The sequence below is a fragment of the Methylobacterium mesophilicum SR1.6/6 genome (assembly GCF_000364445.2).
Lineage (GTDB): Bacteria > Pseudomonadota > Alphaproteobacteria > Rhizobiales > Beijerinckiaceae > Methylobacterium > Methylobacterium mesophilicum_A.
The window spans coordinates 2642551-2662193 of sequence record NZ_CP043538.1 but is presented as its reverse complement, the minus strand read 5'-3'; the positions used below and the strand labels follow the sequence as shown (position 1 = coordinate 2662193).

The window sequence follows — 19643 nt, the reverse complement described above, 5'->3', positions numbered from 1 at the left end:
GCACGATGCGTCCGATTTCCACCGGCGCGGCCCTGGCGGGAACGCGCCCGGACCGCTACATGGTGTCGGCGGGGCTGCAGAGTTCGTCAGGAGCACTTTCCCCGGGGCCTTATCGACTCCCTCGGGAGCTGTCCCTGGCCTCGTCCCTGGACTTGGCCAACACGGCGCCCACCTACGCTGTAGGTTTCCCGGGATCGATCCTCCAACGGCTCACGTGGCTCCGCACTCATCCTCTTCAGAAACCGGCGACTCGGGCGCGGCACGCAAGGCCGGACTCCGTCAGGCAGCGCTGGCTGCCCGCGATGCCCTTGACCCGGACGCCCGGCAGGCCGCTTCCGCGGCGATCGTGCGTGCGCTCCTCGCGCTGCCCGAACTCGCCAGTGCCCATCTCGTCGGCGCCTTCTGGCCCATCCGCAGCGAGGTCGATCCGCGTCCCGCCGCCCAAGGCCTGCTCGGCCGCGGCCAGCGCGTGGCCCTGCCGCACGTCACACCGGATGGCCTCGTGTTCCGGGAATGGCGCGCCGGGGACGCGCTCGTCGCCGGACGCTTCGGCCTCAGCGAGCCCGATCCGTCGCTGCCGCCCGTCGAGCCTGACGCCCTTATTGTGCCGCTGGCCGCCTTCGACCGGGCCGGCCAGCGCATCGGCTACGGCCGCGGTTACTACGACGGCGCGATCACCCGCCTGTCCCGCTTCCGCCCCGTCCTCACGGTCGGCATCGGCTTCGCCGCGCAGGAGGTCGAACATGTGCCCGCCGAGCCGCACGACCGGCCGCTCCGGTTCGTGATCACTGAGGCGGGTGTGATCCGCTGCGACGGGGCCGCCTGACCGATGCGGCTGCTCTTCCTCGGCGACGTCGTAGGGCGGTCCGGCCGCACCGTGGTCTGCGAAAACCTGCCGCGCCTGCGTGAGCGCTGGCGCCTCGACTGCGTGGTCGTCAACGGGGAAAACGCGGCCGGCGGCTTCGGCATCTCCGAGGCGATCTGCGACGAGCTGATCCAGGCCGGTGCCGATGCCGTGACGCTCGGCAACCACAGCTTCGACCAACGCGAGGCGCTGGTGTTCATCGCCCGCCAGCCGCGTCTCGTGCGTCCGGCGAACTACCCGCCCGGGACTCCCGGCCGCGGCGCGACGGTCATCGAGACGCAGGGCGGCGCCCGGGTGCTCGTGGTCAACGTGATGGGCCGCGTCTTCCTCGACGCGATGGACGATCCCTTCGCGGCAGTGGAGCGTGAGATCGAGGCCTGCCCCCTCGGGGCGGCGGCCGACGCCGTTGTGGTCGATGTCCACGCGGAGGCGACCAGCGAGAAGCAGGCCTTCGGCTACTATCTCGACGGCCGCGCGAGCCTCGTCGTGGGCACCCACACGCACACGCCGACCGCCGACCACCGCATCCTCCCGGGCGGCACCGCCTACATGTCGGATGCCGGCATGTGCGGCGACTACGATTCGGTGATCGGCATGCAGAAGGACGAGCCGATCCGCCGCATGATCCAGAAGACGCCGGGCTCCCGCTGGGAGGTCGCCGTCGGGGAGGCGACCCTCAGCGGCATTGCCGTGGAACTGGATGCGCGCGGCCTCGCCACGCAGGTGTCCGCGCTCCGTCTGGGTCCGCATCTTGAGCAGAGCCGGCCGCATTTCTGGGACTGACGCTCGCGTCTCCGTATCGGCTACCGGTTCGGCAAAGGGGCAAGTCGTCTAGAAGGTTGGCGTTGACCGCGATCGCAACACGGGCCGGGATGGGCACTGGCGTGTCCTTCGCGTGACTTGATCGCGTGCGGGCCTCACACCACAGTGGCCGCAACGGACGCCGCCGGCGACCGAACCACGAGATCAGGCTAGAGCGATTGATGGCCGCCCGCGATACCGGCGAAGTCAAGAGAGAGCCGCTGGCGCGGCCCGGGATCTATCTCGGACGCATGCTGGTCTTTCTGATCCTGGTCGGCTTCCTGGCCTTCATCCTGTTCAAGCAGATCACGCCGGCCTTCCTGGCCAATCCCGGGCTCAACGGTCTCATCCTCGGTGTGCTGCTGATCGCCGTCCTGATCGCGTTCGGGCAGGTCATCCGGCTGTTCCGCGAGACCAGCTACGTCAACGCTGTGGCGAGCGGCGCGCAGGCCAAGCGGCCGCCGGCGCTGCTGGCGCCCATGGCGCCGATGATCGCCGCGCGTGCCGCCGGGACAACTCTGCCGGGCACCGCGGGCTATCTGGACACGATCGCGGCGCGTCTCGACGAGGGGCGCGAGATCCTGCGCTACATCGCCGGCATCCTGATCCTGCTCGGCCTGCTCGGCACGTTCTGGGGCCTGATTGACACCCTCTCGGCGGTGGGCGGCGTCATCAAGGGCATGCGCGGGGGCGGCGATGCCGGCGTGATGTTTGACGAACTGAAATCTGGCCTCGCGGTGCCGCTGTCCGGCATCGGCCTCGCGTTCTCGGCCTCGCTGTTCGGCCTCGCCTCGTCGCTGATTACGGGCTTCCTGGAATTGCAGGCGGGCCAGGCCCATGCCCGATTCCACAACGACCTGCAGGACTGGCTGATGTCGGGCGACGCCGTTGCCGACACGGCGGGCGCGCCGGCCGTATCCACCACGCTTGGCTCGCAGGAGCTGAAGGAGGCCGTGGACCGCCTGACCGCCCTGGTCGCCGAGGGCGGCAGCAGCCGTGCCGCCACCCTCGCCATGACCAACCTCGCCGAGGGTATCCAGGGCCTCGTGCAGCACATGCGGGCCGAGCAGCAGATGATCCGCGACTGGGTCGAGGCGCAGGCGAGCCGCGAGCGCGAGCTGAAGCAGGTGCTCGACCGGCTCGGCCGGGAGCGGGTCTGATGGCCTCCACGGCGGCGCGATCCCGCCGGACCCTCAACGTCTGGCCCGGCTACGTCGACGCGCTGGCGACGCTGCTTCTGTCGGTGGTGTTCCTGCTGACGGTGTTCGTGGTCGGCCAGTTCTTCCTGTCCCAGGAGCTGACCGGCCGGGACGAGACACTGGCCAAGCTCAACCGGCAGATCGCCGACCTCACCGATCTGCTGGCGCTGGAGCGCTCGAACCGCCGCAATCAGGAGGACGAGGTCCGCAACCTCCGCACGACGCTGGCCGGCGTCGAGAGCGAGCGCGATCAGGCCCGGACGCAGGCCGAGGCCGCTACCGTCAGCCAGGGTGCTGCGGCTCCGCTCGACAAGCAGCTTGAGGCGGAGCGCGGTGCCACCAAGCGGGCGCTGTCGCAGATCGATCTGCTCAACGAGCAGATCAGCGCCATGCGCCGCCAGCTCGCCGCCCTGGAGGACGCGCTGGCGGCTTCGGAGAGCCGTGACCGCGAATCGCAGGCGCGCATCGCGGAGCTCGGCAGCCGCCTGAACGTGGCGCTGGCCCAGAAGGTCCAGGAACTCGCCAGATATCGGTCCGACTTCTTCGGACGCCTGCGGCAGATCCTCGGCAATCGCCCCGATATCCGCGTCGTCGGCGACCGGTTCGTGCTCCAGTCCGAGGTGCTGTTCCCCGCGGGTTCCGCGACCTTGAAGCCCGAGGCCGGACCGGAGCTCGACCGGATCGCCGGCGCCATCTCGGATCTCGCCAAGCAGATCCCTTCGGATCTGCCCTGGGTCCTGCGGGTCGACGGCCATACCGACGCGCGCCCGATCAACACGGCGCAATTCCCGTCGAACTGGGCGCTCTCGGCCGCCCGCGCCATCGCGGTGGTGCAATACCTCGCCGGCAAGGGCATCCCGCCGCAGCATCTCCTGGCCGGAGCCTTCGGCGAATTCCAGCCCCTCGACGCCGGCACCACCGAAGAGGCTTACGCGCGCAATCGCCGGATCGAGATGAAGCTCACCGAGCGGTAGCCAGTGCCTGCGCGTGCGAATATTGATCTGCCTGTCACGACGCAATTTGCATGAGTTATGGGTCGAAGCCGGATCATTTTGACTCGAAGGCTGATCTTTTCAGATGCGGCGGGCTCCGATCAAGACTGATTGAGAAGAAAGACCTTCGAAGCATGGCTTGGATCTCAGGTCTGTGTTAGATTAACGCTTCGTTATCCATGGCTCAGCATGGTGCTGGCATCCCGCGGAGGATGCCCACGATGTCGAGTCTCATCAGGTCTGCACGTCCCGACGAAGCGGAGACGTTCACTTCGGGCACGCCGTCGGCGGCGGTCCTGGTCGAGGGTGCTCCGGGCTACGAGGCCGGCGCCATCGCGGCTGCGATGCAGGTCTTCGAGGACGGGTTGGCCCATCTGATGACGCGCAGGCCGGATGCCGTCGTCTCAAATGCCGGCTGTGCGGAGGACGTGACCGGCCTGTTGGCCGCGATCGCCAGCCAGACGAGCCTGATGGCGCTCAGGGCCTCGATCGAATCGACCCACGACGGTGCGGCGGGACGGGGCTTCGCGGCGGCCGCCGCCGATGTGCGAAGCCTGGCCCGGCAGATGGCGCGGGCCACCGACACGCTGGTTTCGCAGGCCGGCCAGATCCAGGCTGCCGCCGAGCGGGCGCAGGACGCATTTGCTGCGGAGCGTCGCGGACGCGCGAATAGCGTCGCGGCCTAAGTTCCTTCACTTTTCGGCCGCGCCACCCAAGCGGTGTGGCCCCGGTCAGCCCGCCAGTGCCGCCCTTTAAGAAGAGATTCCGGACGTTATTCCGGCGATCAGGAGCGGCACCGCCGTGCCCGGCCGACAGCGTCCGGCGCGCACGTCGTGGAGCAGGCCCGCAAAGACCTTCACTGTCGGTCGGGCCGACCTGCCGACGCTCCTGACGCGCCAACCCAGCGGGTGCCGCGCGCGGTCGCGCGTCGGCAGGGCGGCAGTTCATACCGCGGCGGGAGGGCCCGTCTCTGCCTACTCCCCGGCCGGCAACCGCTCGCCGCGGGCACGGGGTTCCTTGCCGCGGGCGGTCTCGTCCAGAGCATCGGTGAACTGCAGGTTCGCGAGCTGCGCGTAGAGCGCGCCTTGGGTCAGCAGGCTTTCGTGGGTCCCGGTCTCGACGATGCGGCCGTCGTCGAGGACGAGGATCCGGTCCGCCGCGCGGATCGTCGCGAGTCGGTGGGCGATCACCAGGGTGGTGCGGCCCTGCATCAGCGTGTCGAGGGCCGCCTGCACGGCGCGCTCCGATTCCGCGTCGAGCGCCGAGGTCGCCTCGTCGAGGAGCAGGATCGGCGCATCCTTGAGGATCGCCCGGGCGATGGCGATGCGCTGGCGCTGGCCGCCCGACAGTGTCACGCCGCGCTCGCCGACCTGGGTCGCGTAGCCCTGCGGCAGGGCCGTGATGAAGCCATGCGCGTTCGCGAGTTCGGCGGCGCGCCGCACGTCCGCCTCGCCCGCCTCGGGGCGGCCGTAGCGGATGTTCTCGCTGACGCTCCCGGAGAACACCACCGGATCTTGGGGGACCAGGGCGATACGGGCGCGGAGGCGCTCCGGGTCAACCTTCACGATGTCGGCGCCGTCCACCAGGATCCGGCCGCCCTGCGGGTCGTAGAAGCGCAGCAGCAGCTGGAAGACGGTCGACTTGCCGGCTCCGGAGAGGCCGACGAGGGCGATGCGTTCGCCGGGCGCGGCCGCGAAGCTGAGGCCGTCGAGGGCAGCATGCCCAGGCCGCGTCGGATAGGTGAAGCGCACGGCCTCGAAGTCCACCGCGCCGCGGGCGGGTTCGGGCAGCGGAAGCGCCGGCAATGGGGCCTGGATCGCTGGCTCCGCGGCGAGGATTTCGGTCAGCCGCTCAGCCGCCCCAGCCGACATGGCGAGATCGCCGTAGACCTCGGAGAGCTGGCCGAGCGCCCCGGCGCCGAAGACCGCGTAGAGCACGAATTGCGAAAGCTCGCCGCCGGTCATCGTGTGGTTCAGGACACCCTGCGCCCCGTACCACATCACCCCGACCACCGAGGCGGAAATCAGGAAGATCGCCACGCCCGTGAGCAGCGCCCGCGCCCGGACCGAATCGCGGGCGGCCGCGTAGGCATCCTCGGAGGTGGCGGCGAAGCGGGCGGCCGTGCTGGCCGAGCGCCCGAAGGCCTGCATGATCCGCACGGCCCCGACCGCCTCGGCGGCGTACGCGGAGGCGTCGGCCAAGCGATCCTGCGCGGCCCTGGAGCGGCGGCGGACCCCGCGGCCGGAGACGATCAGCGGGAAGACGATCACGGGGATCGCCGCAAGCACCATCACGGAGAGGCGCGGGCTCGTGATCACCATCATGGCGGTGGCGCCCACAAAGAGAAACAGGTTGCGCAGCAGGATCGAGACCGAGACGCCGAAGGCGGACTTGATCTGCGTGGCGTCCGCGGTGAGCCGGGAGACGATCTCGCCAGATTGCGCGCGGTCGAAGAAGGCGGGATCCAGGATCGTCAACCTTGCGAAGACGGCGCTGCGCAGGTCGGCCACCACGCGCTCGCCCAGGGTCACCACGGTGTAGACGCGGGCCGCGCTCGACAGGGCGAAGGCCGCCACGACGCCGAGGAGCGCCAGGAAGTAGGCGTCGATCACTTCGGAGCCATCGGCTGTGAAGCCGTGGTCGATCACTCTGCGCATGGCGATCGGCACGACGAGCGTCGAAGCCGAGGCACAGATGAGGGCGATCAGTCCGGCGACGATCCGGCCGCGGTAGCGCAGCGCGAACGGAAGCAGCGGCCGGAGCGCGCTCAGCGGGGCTTTTGGGCGGCCTTCGGTGGCCTTGTTCTTACGAGCCATCACGCCTCACGTGTCAGTCGATCTTCCGGTCCGCGGCGCTTGTGACCGGAGAGAGCCTGCGGTATACGCCGCCGCTCATCCGATTGCGTGTGTTCAATGGCCGCGGGCCGCCACCACGGTCGGCTTGGACGTGCCGTTGCCACGAACCCATGGTTCGGTGCAACCGGTGATATCTTCCGCATTCCGGGCCGGGCGGCGCCTCCTGCGCTTCCCGCCGGCGTGCCAGATCAGGGACCACAGGTCATGGCGAAGGACGCGGCCGCGAAGGCCAAGGGGACCGAGCACCCCGACTACCACTTCATCAAGGTCGTGATGACGGACGGTACCGAGTACCGGACCCGTTCGACCTACGGGAAAGAGGGTGACACCCTCAACCTCGACATCGATCCGCTCACCCACCCGGCCTGGACGGGCGGCGAGCAGAAGATGCTCGATCGCGGCGGCCGCGTCTCGCGCTTCAACTCGCGGTTCGGCAACCTCGGCAAGCGCTGAGCACACGATGATTTTGCCGCGATGGGCGGCGTTTTGGCGGGCGGTCTCCTGGCGAGGCCGCCCGTTCTCGTTTGTACGGCCTAACCAACATCTACAAGATGTCCTGGCCGGCATGGTAAGAGGTTCCGATAATCGCAGAAGTTTTGCTGCCGGTAATATGCTATTTTGAGTTATTATATGCGTTCAGACTTATGTCTTAATGCTTTCCTCATCATGAACTTGTAATGAAGCCGTGCATGCGACGTGCGGCGCGGCATGTCGTCCCCGCCGTGTCTGGTTTCCGGATGTCGAGGGACGGTTGAGGCCATGAGCGGAGGTCCGTCGACTGGCAATGTCGACCGCACCGACGTCGAGCACCGCATGTCGATCCGGAGGCCGGCCTTAAGGGCGCCGCGCTACGCCTATCCAATTGCCGTCGCGGCGGTCCTCACGGCGCTGGTGGCACGCGCCGTCGTACAGCCCGGCCTTCCATTCATCACATTCTACCCGGCCGTGATCCTGACCGCCTATTTCTGCGGGCTCGGTCCTGCGATCGTCTCGGCGCTCCTGTCCGGTCTGGCTGCGTGGCACTTCGTGCTGCCGTCCAACCTTCCGGCGACGGGGGGATCGTCGGCCGCCGTCGCCCTGGGGCTTTACGGCGCCGTCGTGGGCATCAACCTGATCCTCATCGACCGGGTGCAGCGAGCGGCGGCTGCCAACGCAGCGCTGGCCAAAACCGAGCGGAGACTTCGCCTCGAACTGCAGCGCGAGACTGAACTGCGCGTCGCCAACGAGCAGCTTGCCGAGAAGACATTGCTCCTCGATCTCGCCCTGCAGGCCGCCGATGCCGGCACGTGGCGCTATTGCGTCCGGACCGGGCGGGCTCAGCTGTCGGAACGCATGGCGCGCCATAACGGGTTCGGGGATCGAGCCATCGAGATCGACGTCGAGCGGGACTGGCGTCCCCGCGTCCATCCCGAAGACGCGGATCGGACCCTCTTCGACCTACAGGCAGCCATCGCGGCGCGGACGAAATTCGTGACGGACTTCCGCGTCCTTCTGCCGAATGGCGGGGTGCGCTGGATCGCCGGATTAGGGCAGGTGGAGACCGATTCCGCCGGAATCGCGACCGAGGTCGTTGGCCTGAGCCTGGACATCACCGCTCGCAAGGAGGCGGAGGCGAAGATCGCCCATATGGCCTGCCACGATCCCCTCACAGGGCTCGCCAACCGTGCGCTGTTCGACACGCGTCTCCAAGAGGAGTTCGCCCGGATCCGCCGGCGCGGCGCCGCCTTCGCGCTCTTCTGCCTGGATCTCGACCGGTTCAAGGCCGTGAACGACACCCACGGACATCTGATCGGGGACGAACTGCTCCGGATCGTCGCCGACCGCTTCCGTACCGCGATCCGCCTGGAAGACACGTTGGCCCGGATCGGCGGTGACGAGTTCGTGATCATCCAGACCGAGGCCGATCAGCCCGACAGCGCGGCTGTGCTCGCTGAGCGCCTGATCGCCGCCGTGCAGCGGCCGCTCGACATCGATGGGCGTCGACTGTCCGTCGGCCTCAGCATCGGGATTGCCCTGGCCCCAGCCTGTGGCGCGGATCCCCTGAGCCTCTACAACAGCGCGGATCGTGCCCTGTACAGTGCGAAGGCGCAGGGCCGAAACACCTTCCGATTCGCCGGCTGAGCGTCGAAGCCGTCAGCCCTCGCTCATCCGGAAGGCCATCCGAAGAAGTCCCTGCTGCTGGGCCACCGGGCTCTCCACCGGGGCCGGCGTCGGACGATCCTCGGCGATCAGCGAATCGAGATGCATGATTCGTGTGTGGAGGCGCCGCGCCCGCAGGATCAACTGCTGCAGGCGGACCGGCAGCTGGTTGAAGTCGTTCGGCTTCGACGGCTCGCCGCTGCCGAGCTTGACTCGATGCTTCTCAAGCAGCGCTTCGGCCGGCGTCATCTCACCTTCGGCCACGGCGCGCTGCACGAGTAGCCAGGAGGCGATCTGCATCAGCAGCGTGGTGAGGCGCATGCTCTCGGCGGCGTAGCTCAAGGTCGCATCGCGGGAGATCAGGCGGGATTCGTCGCGACCCTCGCCGTCGAGGTAGGCCGCCGTCTCCTCGACGAGCGTCATCCCCTCGCGGAACAGCGTCTTGAAGGCATCCGAATTGACGTAGGACTTGCCGAAATCCACCCAGTCCCGGTCGTCCCGGAACGTGACATCGAAGCCGTTCATCCTGCCTCTCCTGTGCCGTCCGACGGCCCGGTCCGTCCGGATCTGGGACGCTGCGTCCTTGACTGTCCGACGACGCAGCAATCCTAGCGCCGATCGGCGGCAACATCAGGGTTCATCCTTTCTTAACCTTAATGAGCCGTCAGACGCCAATAAGGCCGCCATAATCGCGCGTCAGCGCTCGCGACCACGCCGCCGCCGGCACAGAGACGGGCCGCATCGTCGCCGGCCAGCGACCGCATCCGGTCGATTTGGAGGGACGCTATGGCATCAGCGCCACAGGCGCGGGTTCGTGCATGTTGCTCGGTTGCCGCATCGGGCCGGAGCGTGCGCTTGCGCACCCCGATGCCACAATCCGGCCCCTTCGATAGGGACTCTTAACGCCATCCCGACACCGTGGCGCACGAGACAATCCGCTCCCGTCACGACCTGACGAACTCCGGACCAGAGCCAGCGACCGATGCGCATGAAGGCACAAAACCGGTTCACCGCACTGCTGAGCGTCGCCGCCCTCGGGGCGCTCGGTCTCGGCGCCGCCGAAGCCCGCGAGCAGGGCAACTACGCCCAGGCCGAGTGGGCGCAGGACTACGCCTCGCCCGCCGGGATGCAGGTGCAGCGCGAGACGGTTCCGATCCTCTCGCCCCAGACCGTGGCGGCGACCGAGCAGATGGTCGAGCGCTACAAGGACATCGTGGCCCGCGGCGGCTGGCGCCCGGTCTCCGGCGCCGATCACCTGCGGGTCGGTTCGCGCGGCCCGGCCGTGGCGGCGATCCGCCAGCGCCTCATCGTCACCGGCGACCTCGATCAGGCGGCCGGCGGTTCGGGCGTCTACGATTCCTACGTCGCGGCCGGCGTGAAGCGCTTCCAGGCCCGCCATGGCCTCAGCCAGACCGGCACGATGAGCCTCGCCACCCAGCAGGCCATGAACGTGCCCGCCGACGTGCGGCTGCGCCAGCTCGAGACTAACGTCGTCCGCCTGCGCTCCTACTCGGGCGATCTCGGCCGGCGCTTCGTGATCACCAATATCCCGGCCGCTCTGGTCGAGACGGTGGAGAACGGTCAGGTCGTCACCCTTCACGCCGCGGGCGTGGGCAAGATCGACCGGCAGTCGCCGATCATGAACACCAAGGCGACGCAGATCAATTTCAACCCAACCTGGACGGTCCCGGCTTCCATCGTGAAGAAGGACCTGATCCCGAAGATGCAGAAGGATCCGAACTACCTCACGGACAACAAGATCCGGATCCTGTCGAACGGCTCCGAGATCTCGCCGAAGTCTGTGAACTGGTTCTCCGACGAGGGCACCCGGTTCACCTACCGGCAGGATTCGGGCGCCGACTTCAACTCGATGGGCATCGTGCGCATCAACATCCCGAATCCCTACGGCGTGTTCATGCACGACACCAACACCAAGGGCGTGTTCGGCGACGACTTCCGCTTCATCTCCTCGGGCTGCGTCCGCGTCCAGAACGTGCGCGAGTACATCACGTGGCTCCTGAAGGATACGCCCGGCTGGGATCGCCAGAAGGTCGAGGAGGCGATCGAGAGCGGCAAGCGCGTCGACGCCAACATCGCCCAGCCGGTGCCGGTCTACTGGACCTACATCACTGCCTGGTCGACCCCGGACGGCCTCGTGCAGTTCCGTGACGACATCTACAAGCGCGACGGGGTGAACGTGCCCTCCACCATCGGCGCTCCGACGCCGGTCGCCAGCGCCGAGCCGATGCCGCAGACCTTCGAGCCCGGCGACGAGGAGTAATCCCGCCTCAGACCCGCGAACGCGAAGGTCCCGAGGCCCGTACCTCCCACCGAGGTGCGGGCCTCTCGCGTTTCAGGCGCTCGTGTCATCCGGCGGTCAAACACCTCTGCTTGGCCGCTGGGATCGTCGCCGCCGCATCGGCAAAAGACCCCGCGGGCGATCGGTCCGGATGTCGAGCAGGAGCCCGCCCATGTCGCGAGAACCACAAATCGGCGACGCACGTCTGACCCGCCGGGCGACAGTCGCTGGCCTCGCCGGACTGGGGCTGGTCTCGGCTCGCGGCGTCGCGCAGGAAGCGGGGCAGGCCACCGGCATCGTCTTCGCCGCGGAGGCGGGCAGTACCGCTCGGACTCCCCTGCCAGGAGTCCTGATCTCAAACGGGCGCGAGGTCGCGCGCACCGACGACCAGGGTCGCTACCGCCTGCCGCTTCAGGGCGACGGCGCGATCTTCGTGATCAAGCCGCCCGGCTACGCTCTGCCCCGCGACGCCGAGAACGTTCCGCGCCACTCCTACATCCACCAGCCCGGCGGCACGCCGGCCGAACTCGGCCTTCGCTACGGGGGCGTCGCCCCCACCGGAAAGCTGCCGGCCTCGCTCGACTTCACCCTGACGCGGATCGACGAGCCCGCGGATTACGACGTTCTCCTGTTCACCGATCCGCAGCCCGAGAGCCGCTCCGAACTCGATCACGTGCGCGATACGGCGGTCGCCCGCGCGATGGCGATCCCGGCGGCCTTCGGCCTGACCACCGGCGACGTCCTGTTCGACGACCTGTCGCTCTATGGCCGGTCGAACCGCATCGTCGGTCAGATCGGCCTGCCCTGGTACAGCCTGCCGGGCAACCACGACCTCAACATGCAGGCGCCGGATGCCCGCTACAGCCGCGAGACGTGGAAGCGGGTCTTCGGGTCGCCCACCTACGCGTTCCGGCAGGGGCGGGCATGGTTCGTCCTGCTCGACAACGTCGAGTGGCTGGGTCCACCGGTCCCGCTCGGCGCCAACACCTATCGCGGACGTATCGGCGAGCGCGGCCTCGCCTTCCTCGGCAATCTGCTCGCCGAGATCCCGCGAGACGACCTGATCGTACTCGCCATGCACATCCCGCTCTTTACCGACACGACGCCTGACGACCCGCACGGGACGACGACCGATCGGACCGCGCTCCTCGACCTGCTGGCGGGGCGCAAGGTGTTGAGCCTCGCCGGACACACCCACACCACCGAGCATCACTACCCGGTCGAGGGACACCACCACCACGTCCTCACGGCGGTCTCGGGCTCGTGGTGGAGCGGGCCCGACACGCGCACAGGCATCCCCTCGGCCGACAGTCGCGACGGCACGCCCAACGGCTTCCACGTGCTGTCGATCCGGGGCGCCGACTACACCACGCGCTACGTCCCGGCGCAGGGTCAGGCGGACGGGACGATGCGCATCCTGTTCGAGAGCGAGGCGCGGGCCGGCGCGGTCGAGGTGATCCGTCACACCCGGCCGATGCAGGGCCTCCGGCCGCCCATCGCCCAGGACGCGCTGGCCGACACGACGCTGGTGGTCAACGTGTTCGACGGCGGCCCGCGGACGCAGCTCTCGGCCCGGATCGGCGACCGCGCCCCGCAGCCGCTGGCCCGCACCCGCCGCCTCGATCCCTTTGTCACCGAGCTTTTCCAGCGCTATCCGGAGACGAAGAAGAGTTGGGTCCAGGCGATACCCTCGACCCACATCTGGACGGCGCGGCTGCCGGATGACCTCGCGCCGGGCGTCCACCGCGTCACGGTTGAGGGGACCGACGAGTACGGCCGCCCGATCCGCGGCTGCGCCGTGCTGGAGGTGGCGGGCGCACGCGGCTGACGCACGGGCGCCGAGCGCGCCCGCGCCCTGACGGTCAGGCCGCCAGCTGGCGTGCGCCGTGGCCGCCTTCCTGGATTTCCTCGATAACCTTCGCGCAGAAGGCGTCGAGGTCGCCGGGATTGCGGCTGGTGACGATGCCTTGGTCGGTGACGACCTCCTTGTCGTGCCAGCGTCCGCCCGCGTTAATCACGTCGGTGCGGATCGAACTGAACGACGTCAGGTCGCGGCCCTTGGCCGCGCCGGCCTCGATGAGCAGCCAAGGCGCGTGGCAGATCGCGGCCACCACCTTGCCGGAGGTCAGGAAACTTCTGATGACGGCGAGAGCCTCGGGCTCGAGGCGCAGCTTGTCCGGATTGATCTGACCGCCGGGCAGCACCAGCGCGTCGTAGGCCGACGGATCGACCTGCTCCAAGTCGGTGTCCACCCCGACCTCCTTGCCCCAGTCGGTCTTGTCCCAGCCGCGGATCGTGCCCTTGCTCTGGCGTGATTGCGGGGCCGCCACGGTGACCTTGGCCCCCGCCGCGGACAGCTTGGACTGCGGAACGATGAGTTCGCTCTCCTCGAAGCCGTCGGTGGCGAGGATCAGGATCTTGGCTTGGCGGATGTCGGGCATGGCAGGGCTCCGTGTTGCGGTCTGCCCGGCTAACGGGAGGTGGATCGCGCCGTTCCGCCCGACGCGCGTTGGATGTTGCCGCGCCGCGGTTCAGTCCGCGGAACCCCGAAAGGCGCGGTTTGTTGGTCCGTATCCCCACCCATCAGGAGTCGCGTCATGGCCAATCCCGGCCTTCCCGAGCCTACGCCCGGAGACCTGCCGCCCCCGCCCACGCCGCCCGATGAAGAGCCGGACATCGGCCCGACGGGCCCGCGCACACCCTATCCGGTGAACGATCCCGGCATCGGCGAACCGGGCGGTCCGGGCTCCGAGCCCGACATCTTCCCGGGTACGCCGACCGATCCGGGAACGCGGATGTAATCTTTGTCTGTCAGTGCCCGCCGTGCGAGGTGCGGACGTCGCGCGGCGCGTTGAGGATTTCGGAGAGGCTCGTCACCACGTGACGGGCCTCTTCGTCCGTCAGCCGCAACTGGAACGGTGGCAGGGCGCCGGCCTGCAGGGCGACGACGGCCTGTCCCTCATCGTCTGTCCCGATCTCGATCGCCGAGGACGTCACGTCGAGCATCGCGATCTCCTCGTCGCCCATCTCGTCCGGCATATCGGGCTCGTCGGTGTCGTCGATCGCCGTGAGGAGCTGACCCACGGCGCGCACGAGCGCGCGCGCGGCGCGGGCATCCATCACCACCGCCGTCGCCTGATCGTCCTTCTGGAAGGAGAGCTGGATGTTCGCACCGTCCAGCGAGACCGAAATGCCTGCCATGTATCGTCCAGAGCCACGCGCCGTAACTGTTTGAGCGCATTCCGTATATGCATCGTGAAGGCCGAAAATCACAGGGGGCGCCGCGCTCCGGCCGCGCCGCGCCGCGCGCATGCGACGCCAATGATACGCCGCCGACGCCTTGTTGCCGCCGCAGCCTGCGCCTAAATAGGTCCCGGGGGGCTTCCCCACCGAGGCTGACGCTCTTCAGGTTCAGCGCCTCGCGCCCCGCCACACTGGCCAAATCCAGAAAGACCGTGGTGCATCACGCGGCCCTCGTGCCGCGCGGATGGCCTATGGACGAATGAGGTACACTACGTGAATACCGGCACTGTGAAGTGGTTCAACGAGACCAAGGGCTACGGTTTCATCCAGCCCGACGACGGCGGCAAGGACGTGTTCGTTCACATCTCGGCCGTCGAGCGCGCCGGGATGCGCAACCTGATCGAAGGTCAGCGGATCACTTACGAGATCCTCACCGACAAGCGCAGCGGCAAGGACGCTGCCGGCAACCTGCAGGCGGCGTGACCGACCTTCAGGTCTGAAGGGCCCCACGGGACGCCCGCTGTGCCGCCGTGCATGGAGGGCGTCTTTCGAAGCGGAAGACCCGAACGGGGTCCTGAACCGGCCGCTTGAAGCGGTTCCCCCTTCCGACGCTTCCCCGCGGGCGACATCGTCCGGGGTCGGGTGCGCCGGAGGCAATATCCTAGAAACGACGCCGGACGGCACGAACGTCCGGTTCAGAAAAGAAAAGACTTTACCTATGTTGTTCGAATACACGCGGCGCCGCGGCGTCCGCTCTCCCGTCACCGATGCGCCGACCTTCCGGGTCGGCAAGCTCGCACGGGCCAAGACCGCAGATCAGACCGGTGTCGACCTGAGCCACATGATCGACCGGTCCTACAACTACCACTCTCCGCGGGAACTTCACTGGCATCTCGCCGAGCGGCTCGGACTCGCGCCCGCCGCGGTGAAGCTCCGCGACGCGACGGCGGCCTGAACACCGCCGGGTCGCCCTGAAGCCATCTCAGCGGCCCCAGGCCGTCAGAACCGGATCGCGGAGGGCCGTGGACGCGGCGAGCAACTCGCCGTGAACCGGATCAGGACGATTATAGCGGGTCGCCTCGCCGTCGAACCCGCACACGATCCCGCCCGCTTCGCGCAGGACCAAGTCTGCGGCGGCGAGATCCCAATCCCGGGCATGGCCCGAAATCATTCCGATATCCACGCTTCCCTCCGCCACCCGGGCGAGACGGAGGGCGAGGGACGGGATCCGCGTGATCACCTCGAAATCGGGATCTGATCCAGCACCCCGGGTCAGCCGGTCGAGCATCGGCTTGGGACCGGTGATCCGGGCACCCGCGAGGCTCTGCCGGGCATCGACCCGGATCGTCTCGCCGTTCCGGGTCGCGCCGCGCCCGCGCACGGCCTCGTAATCCGCGTCGCCCACCGGCGCGTGGACGAAGCCGATCAGCGGCTGGCCGCCGGCGAGCAGCGCCACCGCGATCGACCAATCGGGATGCCCCGACAGGAAGGCTCGGGTCCCGTCGATCGGATCGACGATCCAGACGAGATCGTGCCCGATCCGCGCCGGATCGTCGGCGGTTTCCTCGGACAGCCAGGCTGCCTGCGGCACGAGGGCGCTGAGACGAACCTTCAGGAAGGCATCGACCGCGACGTCGGCCTCTGTCACCGGCGAGCCGCCGGCCTTCGACCAGATGCGTGCCGAGGTCTGTCCGCCGAGCCTGAAGAACGGCCGCGCGATGTCGGCGGCCTCGCGCATCACGGCGCGCAGCTCCGGCATCAGGGCAGACACGTCCGAGTCGGTGAGAAGGTCCGGCATCGCGCTCCGCGTGGAATCCGTCAGGCCCGCGCGGGCCTCGTTGCGCCGTCCGTCCGTCAGCTCGGACGACCGGGCCCGCTCGGGCTAGGGAGACCGGGCGGTCGCACGGATCGCGGGCGGTCATCCCGTTGTACGGTGCCGCCCGCAGCGCCACAAGGAGTCTGGGTTGATCGATCGATAATGATCGATCTGAGCAAGGAAGTGTTGAGCATTCAAGGAAGCATTGAGCATTCCGCAAATGACAGCGCCGTCCAGATTCGCTTAACGACGGCTCTTAAGCGGCGCGGAGGAGTTCGGGTGCGATTTTGCAAGGCATAACGGACGGCCCGACAGGGGTCGCCACTTGCTCCAGGGACTCGGACAGATGAACACTTCCCCGATCACGGACGAACCTCGCGCAGGACACTTGATGCTTGGTGCAGAAGGCGCGCTCTGCTTCACCGCCTCCCCGCTGCCCGTGGTCGGCCGGGTCCCCGGCGCCCGCCGGGCCGCCGGCGTCGCACTTGCCTACGCGGCCGAGGATGCGGAGATCACCGGGGCCGACCGGTTCAGTCTGATCATGGTCGATGCCGAGGGCGACGAAGTGCAGCGCCTCGGCAGCTTCGACGAGGACGACGTGGTGGCGGTGTGGCGGGACATCGCGGCCCGCGCCGGCCTCGTGCGGATGATCGTCCGGGAGGACGGGGCCCTCGTTCCAGTCTGCCAGCAGATCGGGCGTCTGGTTCTCGGGCAGGTGCGCATGCGGCGGCGTCATGCCGGCCTCGGGCGCCGTCGCCCTCGCTTCCTCACCCGGCGCAAGACCGGCCGCCTGCCGGCGCGTCCGCAGATCCACCGCGGTGAGAACGAGATCATCGCCCGCAACTGAAATCGCCAGGATAGTCAGGAACGCGGTCAGGAGAGCCCGCGCAAAAGCGCGTCCGTGGCCAGACCCGCGAATAGAATGAGTCCCGCATCCCGGTTCGAGCGGAACAGTGTCAGCGCACCGCGTCCGTCCCGGTCCCGCAGCGACAGGGCCTGCCAGGCGAGATGGGCCGCGAAGGCCGCGACGCCCAGGTAGCCCACGACGCCCGCCCCGGCCCCCCGGGCCGCCAGCAGCACCAGGATCGCCGCGAGGGCGTAGCAGGTGCCGACCGCCAGCTTGACATGCTGGCCGAACAGGCGGGCCGAGGAGCGGATCCCGGCGATCTCGTCGTCTTCGATGTCCTGCACGGCGTAGATCGTGTCGTATCCGATCACCCAGCACAGCGCGCCCGCGTAAAGCAGCAGGGCCGGCGCATCGAGGCGAGCGAACACCGCCGCCCAGCCCATCAGCGCCCCCCAGGCAAAGGCCAGGCCCAGGACCGCCTGCGGCAGCGGCATGATGCGCTTCATGAACGGGTAGATCGCCACCGGTACCAGCGAGCACAGCCCGACCAGGATCGCGTCCCCGTTGAACTGCAGGAGCACCGCGAGCCCCACCAGGGCCTGGACCACGAGGAAGAGGGCGGCGTGGCGCGGCCGCACCTGTCCGGAGGGGAGGGGGCGCTGGCGGGTCCGCTCGACCTGCGCGTCGAGGTCGCGGTCGGCGAGGTCGTTGTAGGTCGAGCCCGCGCCGCGCATCGCCACCGCCCCGATCAGGAACAGGAGGCAGTGCCAGGGATCGGGGAAGGGCTGCTCCGCCCGGATCGCCGCAAGCGCAGACGACCACCAGCAGGGCAGGAGAAGCAGCCACCAGCCGATCGGCCGGTCGATGCGCGCGAGCCTCAGGTATGGCCGCCAGGAGCGCGGAGCGAACCGGTCGACCCAGTGCCCGGATACGGCGTCGGCCGGCCGCCCGTCGTCGATCGCCGTGCCGCTCATCGGTCGGATCTCCGGTCGTCCCGCACGTCTGCCCCGCTCCCCGTCGAAGAGGGGATCCGCGCCGGATCCGCGATCCTCTCAGACGCTTCTACAACGCGCCCTGCGGCAGCTTGAAGCTGCCGGTCAAGCCCGGGCCGCCGAGAAGGCCGCCACCGCCGCCGTTCTGCGCCTGGGCACGGGCCTGCGCCTCCATCTTGGTCGCCTGGGCCGCCACGCTGCAGATCTTGGTGCGGATGCCGCTGACCTTCACGTGGTCGGCCTTGAAGCCCTCCGCGAAGGAATCGGGGATCGAGCACCATTCCTTGTTGGCGGTGATCCACTTGATGCCCTCGGCGCCGTTGGCCTGGAGCTTGCCGAACAGGGCACAAGCCTCCTGCGGGGTCATCTTCTTCTTCGACTGCGAGGCCGTGTTGGCGCGGCCGACCAGCGCCTTGCGCTCGGCCAGGGTCTTCTGGATGGCGCCGCATTCCGGCGCCGCGCCCTGCGCGAAGGCCGCAGACCCGAACAGGACGGTGCCGATCAGCACCGTGGTCCCCAGAGCCACGCTCCCCTTTGCCATTCCACGACTCCCTCGACGCTCTGCCGAATCCGCGGACGGCCGGCTCACTTCCGTTCTCCTGGGTTCGCCATAGGAATGTGGCGTCAATCGAGCGGCAAACCGGCAGGGCGCGGCGACTGTGCGCGTGCGACGGAAAAGCGACGCTCGTAATCTTTTGGCAACACTTTTCGCGGGCGGCCGCGCGTTGACAGGCGGTCCACGCCGCGCGACCACGCCCGCATGCCGGCCTACGACTTCACCGCTCCGCGCCTCTTCGTCGCGGCCGACCTCGCGGCGGGCGTAACTCTGCCCCTCGAACGGGCGCAGGCGAACTACCTGCTCAACGTCCTGCGCAAGGGGCCGGACGACCCCGTGCTGATCTTCAACGGCCGGGACGGCGAGTGGCGAGCGCACCTCGTCCAGACCGGCCGGAAGGGCGCCGACCTCCACGTCGCCGCGCGGACGCGACCACAGACGCCGCGCGCCGATCTACACTACCTGTTCGCGCCCCTGAAGAGCGCGCGCCTGGATTACGTGGCCCAGAAAGCCGTCGAGATGGGCGCGGGAACGATCCGCCCGGTGATCACCCGGTTCACGCAGGGCGATCGGGTCAACCTGGACCGGCTGCGCGCCAACGCGATCGAAGCCGCCGAGCAGTGCGGCATCCTGGCGATTCCCGAATGCCCGGAACCCGAGCGGCTGCCGAGGGTCCTGACGGATCTCGCGCCGGAGCGCCTTCTGGTCTTCTGCGACGAGGATGCACCGGTGCGCGATCCCGTTCGGGCCCTGTCCGCTGCGGCTGATCCGATGGCGCCGCCGCCGCTCGCCGTGCTGGTGGGGCCGGAGGGCGGCTTCTCCGAGGAGGAGCGGGCGCTGATCCGGGCCCGGCCCAACACCGTGGCGCTGTCCCTCGGACCCCGCATCCTGCGGGCCGATACCGCCGCCGTCACGGTGCTGGCGCTGGTCCAAGCCGTCTTGGGCGACGCGCGCTGACGGCTGCGGCCCGTGCATCGATGTGTGCCGGCGCACATCAAGATCTCGGTCGGTGCGATTGTTTCCCCGGATCGGACGTGAA

At 68.8% G+C, this 19643-nt stretch carries 21 protein-coding genes and 1 other RNA gene; 15 read left to right on the top strand and 7 right to left on the bottom strand.

Features of this window, described 5'->3' with window-relative positions:
- Positions 1 to 68: 68 nt before the first annotated feature.
- The 6 genes from ssrS to MMSR116_RS12670 all read left to right on the top strand — a co-directional run bounded on the left by ssrS (position 69) and on the right by MMSR116_RS12670 (position 4543).
- A non-coding RNA gene (gene ssrS / locus MMSR116_RS12695) (6S RNA) lies at positions 69 to 225 on the top strand.
- Entirely contained in the window at positions 215 to 826 is a 612-nt protein-coding gene (locus MMSR116_RS12690) for a 5-formyltetrahydrofolate cyclo-ligase (RefSeq protein WP_010682772.1), read from the top strand. Before ssrS ends, MMSR116_RS12690 begins: the two co-directional genes overlap by 11 nt.
- 3 nt (positions 827 to 829) lie before the next feature.
- Complete coding sequence (locus tag MMSR116_RS12685; protein ID WP_010682773.1) at positions 830 to 1648, top strand: TIGR00282 family metallophosphoesterase; 819 nt, start codon at positions 830 to 832, stop codon at positions 1646 to 1648.
- 200 nt (positions 1649 to 1848) lie between these two features.
- On the top strand, positions 1849 to 2826 hold the full coding sequence (locus MMSR116_RS12680) for a MotA/TolQ/ExbB proton channel family protein (protein WP_010682774.1): 978 nt from the start codon (positions 1849 to 1851) through the stop codon (positions 2824 to 2826).
- On the top strand, positions 2826 to 3839 hold the full coding sequence (locus MMSR116_RS12675) for a peptidoglycan -binding protein (RefSeq protein WP_010682775.1): 1014 nt from the start codon (positions 2826 to 2828) through the stop codon (positions 3837 to 3839). The genes MMSR116_RS12680 and MMSR116_RS12675 overlap by 1 nt, the downstream gene beginning before the upstream one ends.
- Before the next feature lie 239 nt (positions 3840 to 4078).
- Complete coding sequence (locus MMSR116_RS12670; protein ID WP_010682776.1) at positions 4079 to 4543, top strand: methyl-accepting chemotaxis protein; 465 nt, start codon at positions 4079 to 4081, stop codon at positions 4541 to 4543.
- 288 nt (positions 4544 to 4831) lie between these two features.
- Here MMSR116_RS12670 and MMSR116_RS12665 read toward each other — a convergent pair whose 3' ends face one another.
- On the bottom strand, positions 4832 to 6673 hold the full coding sequence (locus MMSR116_RS12665; protein ID WP_010682777.1) for an ABC transporter transmembrane domain-containing protein: 1842 nt from the start codon (positions 6671 to 6673) through the stop codon (positions 4832 to 4834).
- A gap of 243 nt (positions 6674 to 6916) precedes the next feature.
- Between MMSR116_RS12665 and rpmE the strand changes: the two genes are divergently transcribed.
- Complete coding sequence (rpmE, locus tag MMSR116_RS12660; protein ID WP_010682778.1) at positions 6917 to 7165, top strand: 50S ribosomal protein L31; 249 nt, start codon at positions 6917 to 6919, stop codon at positions 7163 to 7165.
- 306 nt (positions 7166 to 7471) lie between these two features.
- Positions 7472 to 8833, top strand: a complete 1362-nt coding sequence (locus tag MMSR116_RS12655; protein WP_010682779.1) for a diguanylate cyclase domain-containing protein — start codon at positions 7472 to 7474, stop codon at positions 8831 to 8833.
- Between the two features lie 12 nt (positions 8834 to 8845).
- Here MMSR116_RS12655 and MMSR116_RS12650 read toward each other — a convergent pair whose 3' ends face one another.
- Entirely contained in the window at positions 8846 to 9376 is a 531-nt protein-coding gene (locus tag MMSR116_RS12650; RefSeq protein WP_010682780.1) for a DUF1465 family protein, read from the bottom strand.
- Between the two features lie 457 nt (positions 9377 to 9833).
- Here MMSR116_RS12650 and MMSR116_RS12645 point away from each other — a divergent pair, with 457 nt between their 5' ends.
- Together MMSR116_RS12645 and MMSR116_RS12640 are read left to right on the top strand one after the other, a co-directional pair.
- Positions 9834 to 11132 carry a L,D-transpeptidase family protein gene (locus MMSR116_RS12645; RefSeq protein WP_010682781.1) on the top strand — a complete coding sequence of 433 codons (1299 nt, stop codon included), beginning with the start codon at positions 9834 to 9836 and terminating at the stop codon, positions 11130 to 11132.
- 190 nt (positions 11133 to 11322) lie between these two features.
- Positions 11323 to 12978, top strand: coding sequence for a calcineurin-like phosphoesterase C-terminal domain-containing protein (locus MMSR116_RS12640; protein ID WP_010682782.1), 1656 nt, complete (start codon positions 11323 to 11325; stop codon positions 12976 to 12978).
- A gap of 34 nt (positions 12979 to 13012) precedes the next feature.
- Here the strand turns inward: MMSR116_RS12640 and MMSR116_RS12635 are convergent, their stop codons facing one another.
- On the bottom strand, positions 13013 to 13591 hold the full coding sequence (locus MMSR116_RS12635) for a type 1 glutamine amidotransferase domain-containing protein (RefSeq protein WP_010682783.1): 579 nt from the start codon (positions 13589 to 13591) through the stop codon (positions 13013 to 13015).
- A 156-nt stretch (positions 13592 to 13747) separates the two neighbouring features.
- Here MMSR116_RS12635 and MMSR116_RS12630 point away from each other — a divergent pair, with 156 nt between their 5' ends.
- The gene (locus MMSR116_RS12630) at positions 13748 to 13951 is read left to right on the top strand and encodes a hypothetical protein (RefSeq protein WP_010682784.1); all 204 of its coding nucleotides are present in this window, start codon (positions 13748 to 13750) and stop codon (positions 13949 to 13951) included.
- A gap of 10 nt (positions 13952 to 13961) precedes the next feature.
- Here the strand turns inward: MMSR116_RS12630 and MMSR116_RS12625 are convergent, their stop codons facing one another.
- A complete protein-coding gene (locus MMSR116_RS12625; RefSeq protein WP_039892377.1) occupies positions 13962 to 14351 on the bottom strand; it encodes a hypothetical protein in 390 nt (129 codons plus the stop codon).
- 315 nt (positions 14352 to 14666) lie between these two features.
- Here MMSR116_RS12625 and MMSR116_RS12620 point away from each other — a divergent pair, with 315 nt between their 5' ends.
- Entirely contained in the window at positions 14667 to 14876 is a 210-nt protein-coding gene (locus tag MMSR116_RS12620) for a cold-shock protein (RefSeq protein ID WP_010682786.1), read from the top strand.
- 235 nt (positions 14877 to 15111) lie between these two features.
- Positions 15112 to 15348: a hypothetical protein gene (locus MMSR116_RS12615; RefSeq protein ID WP_010682787.1), complete on the top strand. Its 237-nt coding sequence runs from the start codon at positions 15112 to 15114 to the stop codon at positions 15346 to 15348.
- A 27-nt stretch (positions 15349 to 15375) separates the two neighbouring features.
- Here the strand turns inward: MMSR116_RS12615 and MMSR116_RS12610 are convergent, their stop codons facing one another.
- Complete coding sequence (locus MMSR116_RS12610; RefSeq protein ID WP_010682788.1) at positions 15376 to 16191, bottom strand: inositol monophosphatase family protein; 816 nt, start codon at positions 16189 to 16191, stop codon at positions 15376 to 15378.
- A 409-nt stretch (positions 16192 to 16600) separates the two neighbouring features.
- On the opposite strand from MMSR116_RS12610, the gene MMSR116_RS12605 reads away from it, so the two are divergent.
- The gene (locus tag MMSR116_RS12605) at positions 16601 to 17056 is read left to right on the top strand and encodes a DUF6101 family protein (protein ID WP_010682789.1); all 456 of its coding nucleotides are present in this window, start codon (positions 16601 to 16603) and stop codon (positions 17054 to 17056) included.
- 26 nt (positions 17057 to 17082) lie between these two features.
- On the opposite strand, the gene ubiA is transcribed toward MMSR116_RS12605, so the two are convergent.
- Both ubiA and MMSR116_RS12595 read right to left on the bottom strand, forming a co-directional pair.
- On the bottom strand, positions 17083 to 18030 hold the full coding sequence (gene ubiA, locus MMSR116_RS12600) for a 4-hydroxybenzoate octaprenyltransferase (RefSeq protein ID WP_010682790.1): 948 nt from the start codon (positions 18028 to 18030) through the stop codon (positions 17083 to 17085).
- A gap of 88 nt (positions 18031 to 18118) precedes the next feature.
- The gene (locus MMSR116_RS12595; protein ID WP_010682791.1) at positions 18119 to 18589 is read right to left on the bottom strand and encodes a hypothetical protein; all 471 of its coding nucleotides are present in this window, start codon (positions 18587 to 18589) and stop codon (positions 18119 to 18121) included.
- Between the two features lie 219 nt (positions 18590 to 18808).
- Here MMSR116_RS12595 and MMSR116_RS12590 point away from each other — a divergent pair, with 219 nt between their 5' ends.
- Entirely contained in the window at positions 18809 to 19561 is a 753-nt protein-coding gene (locus MMSR116_RS12590) for a 16S rRNA (uracil(1498)-N(3))-methyltransferase (protein WP_010682792.1), read from the top strand.
- Positions 19562 to 19643: the final 82 nt, after the last annotated feature.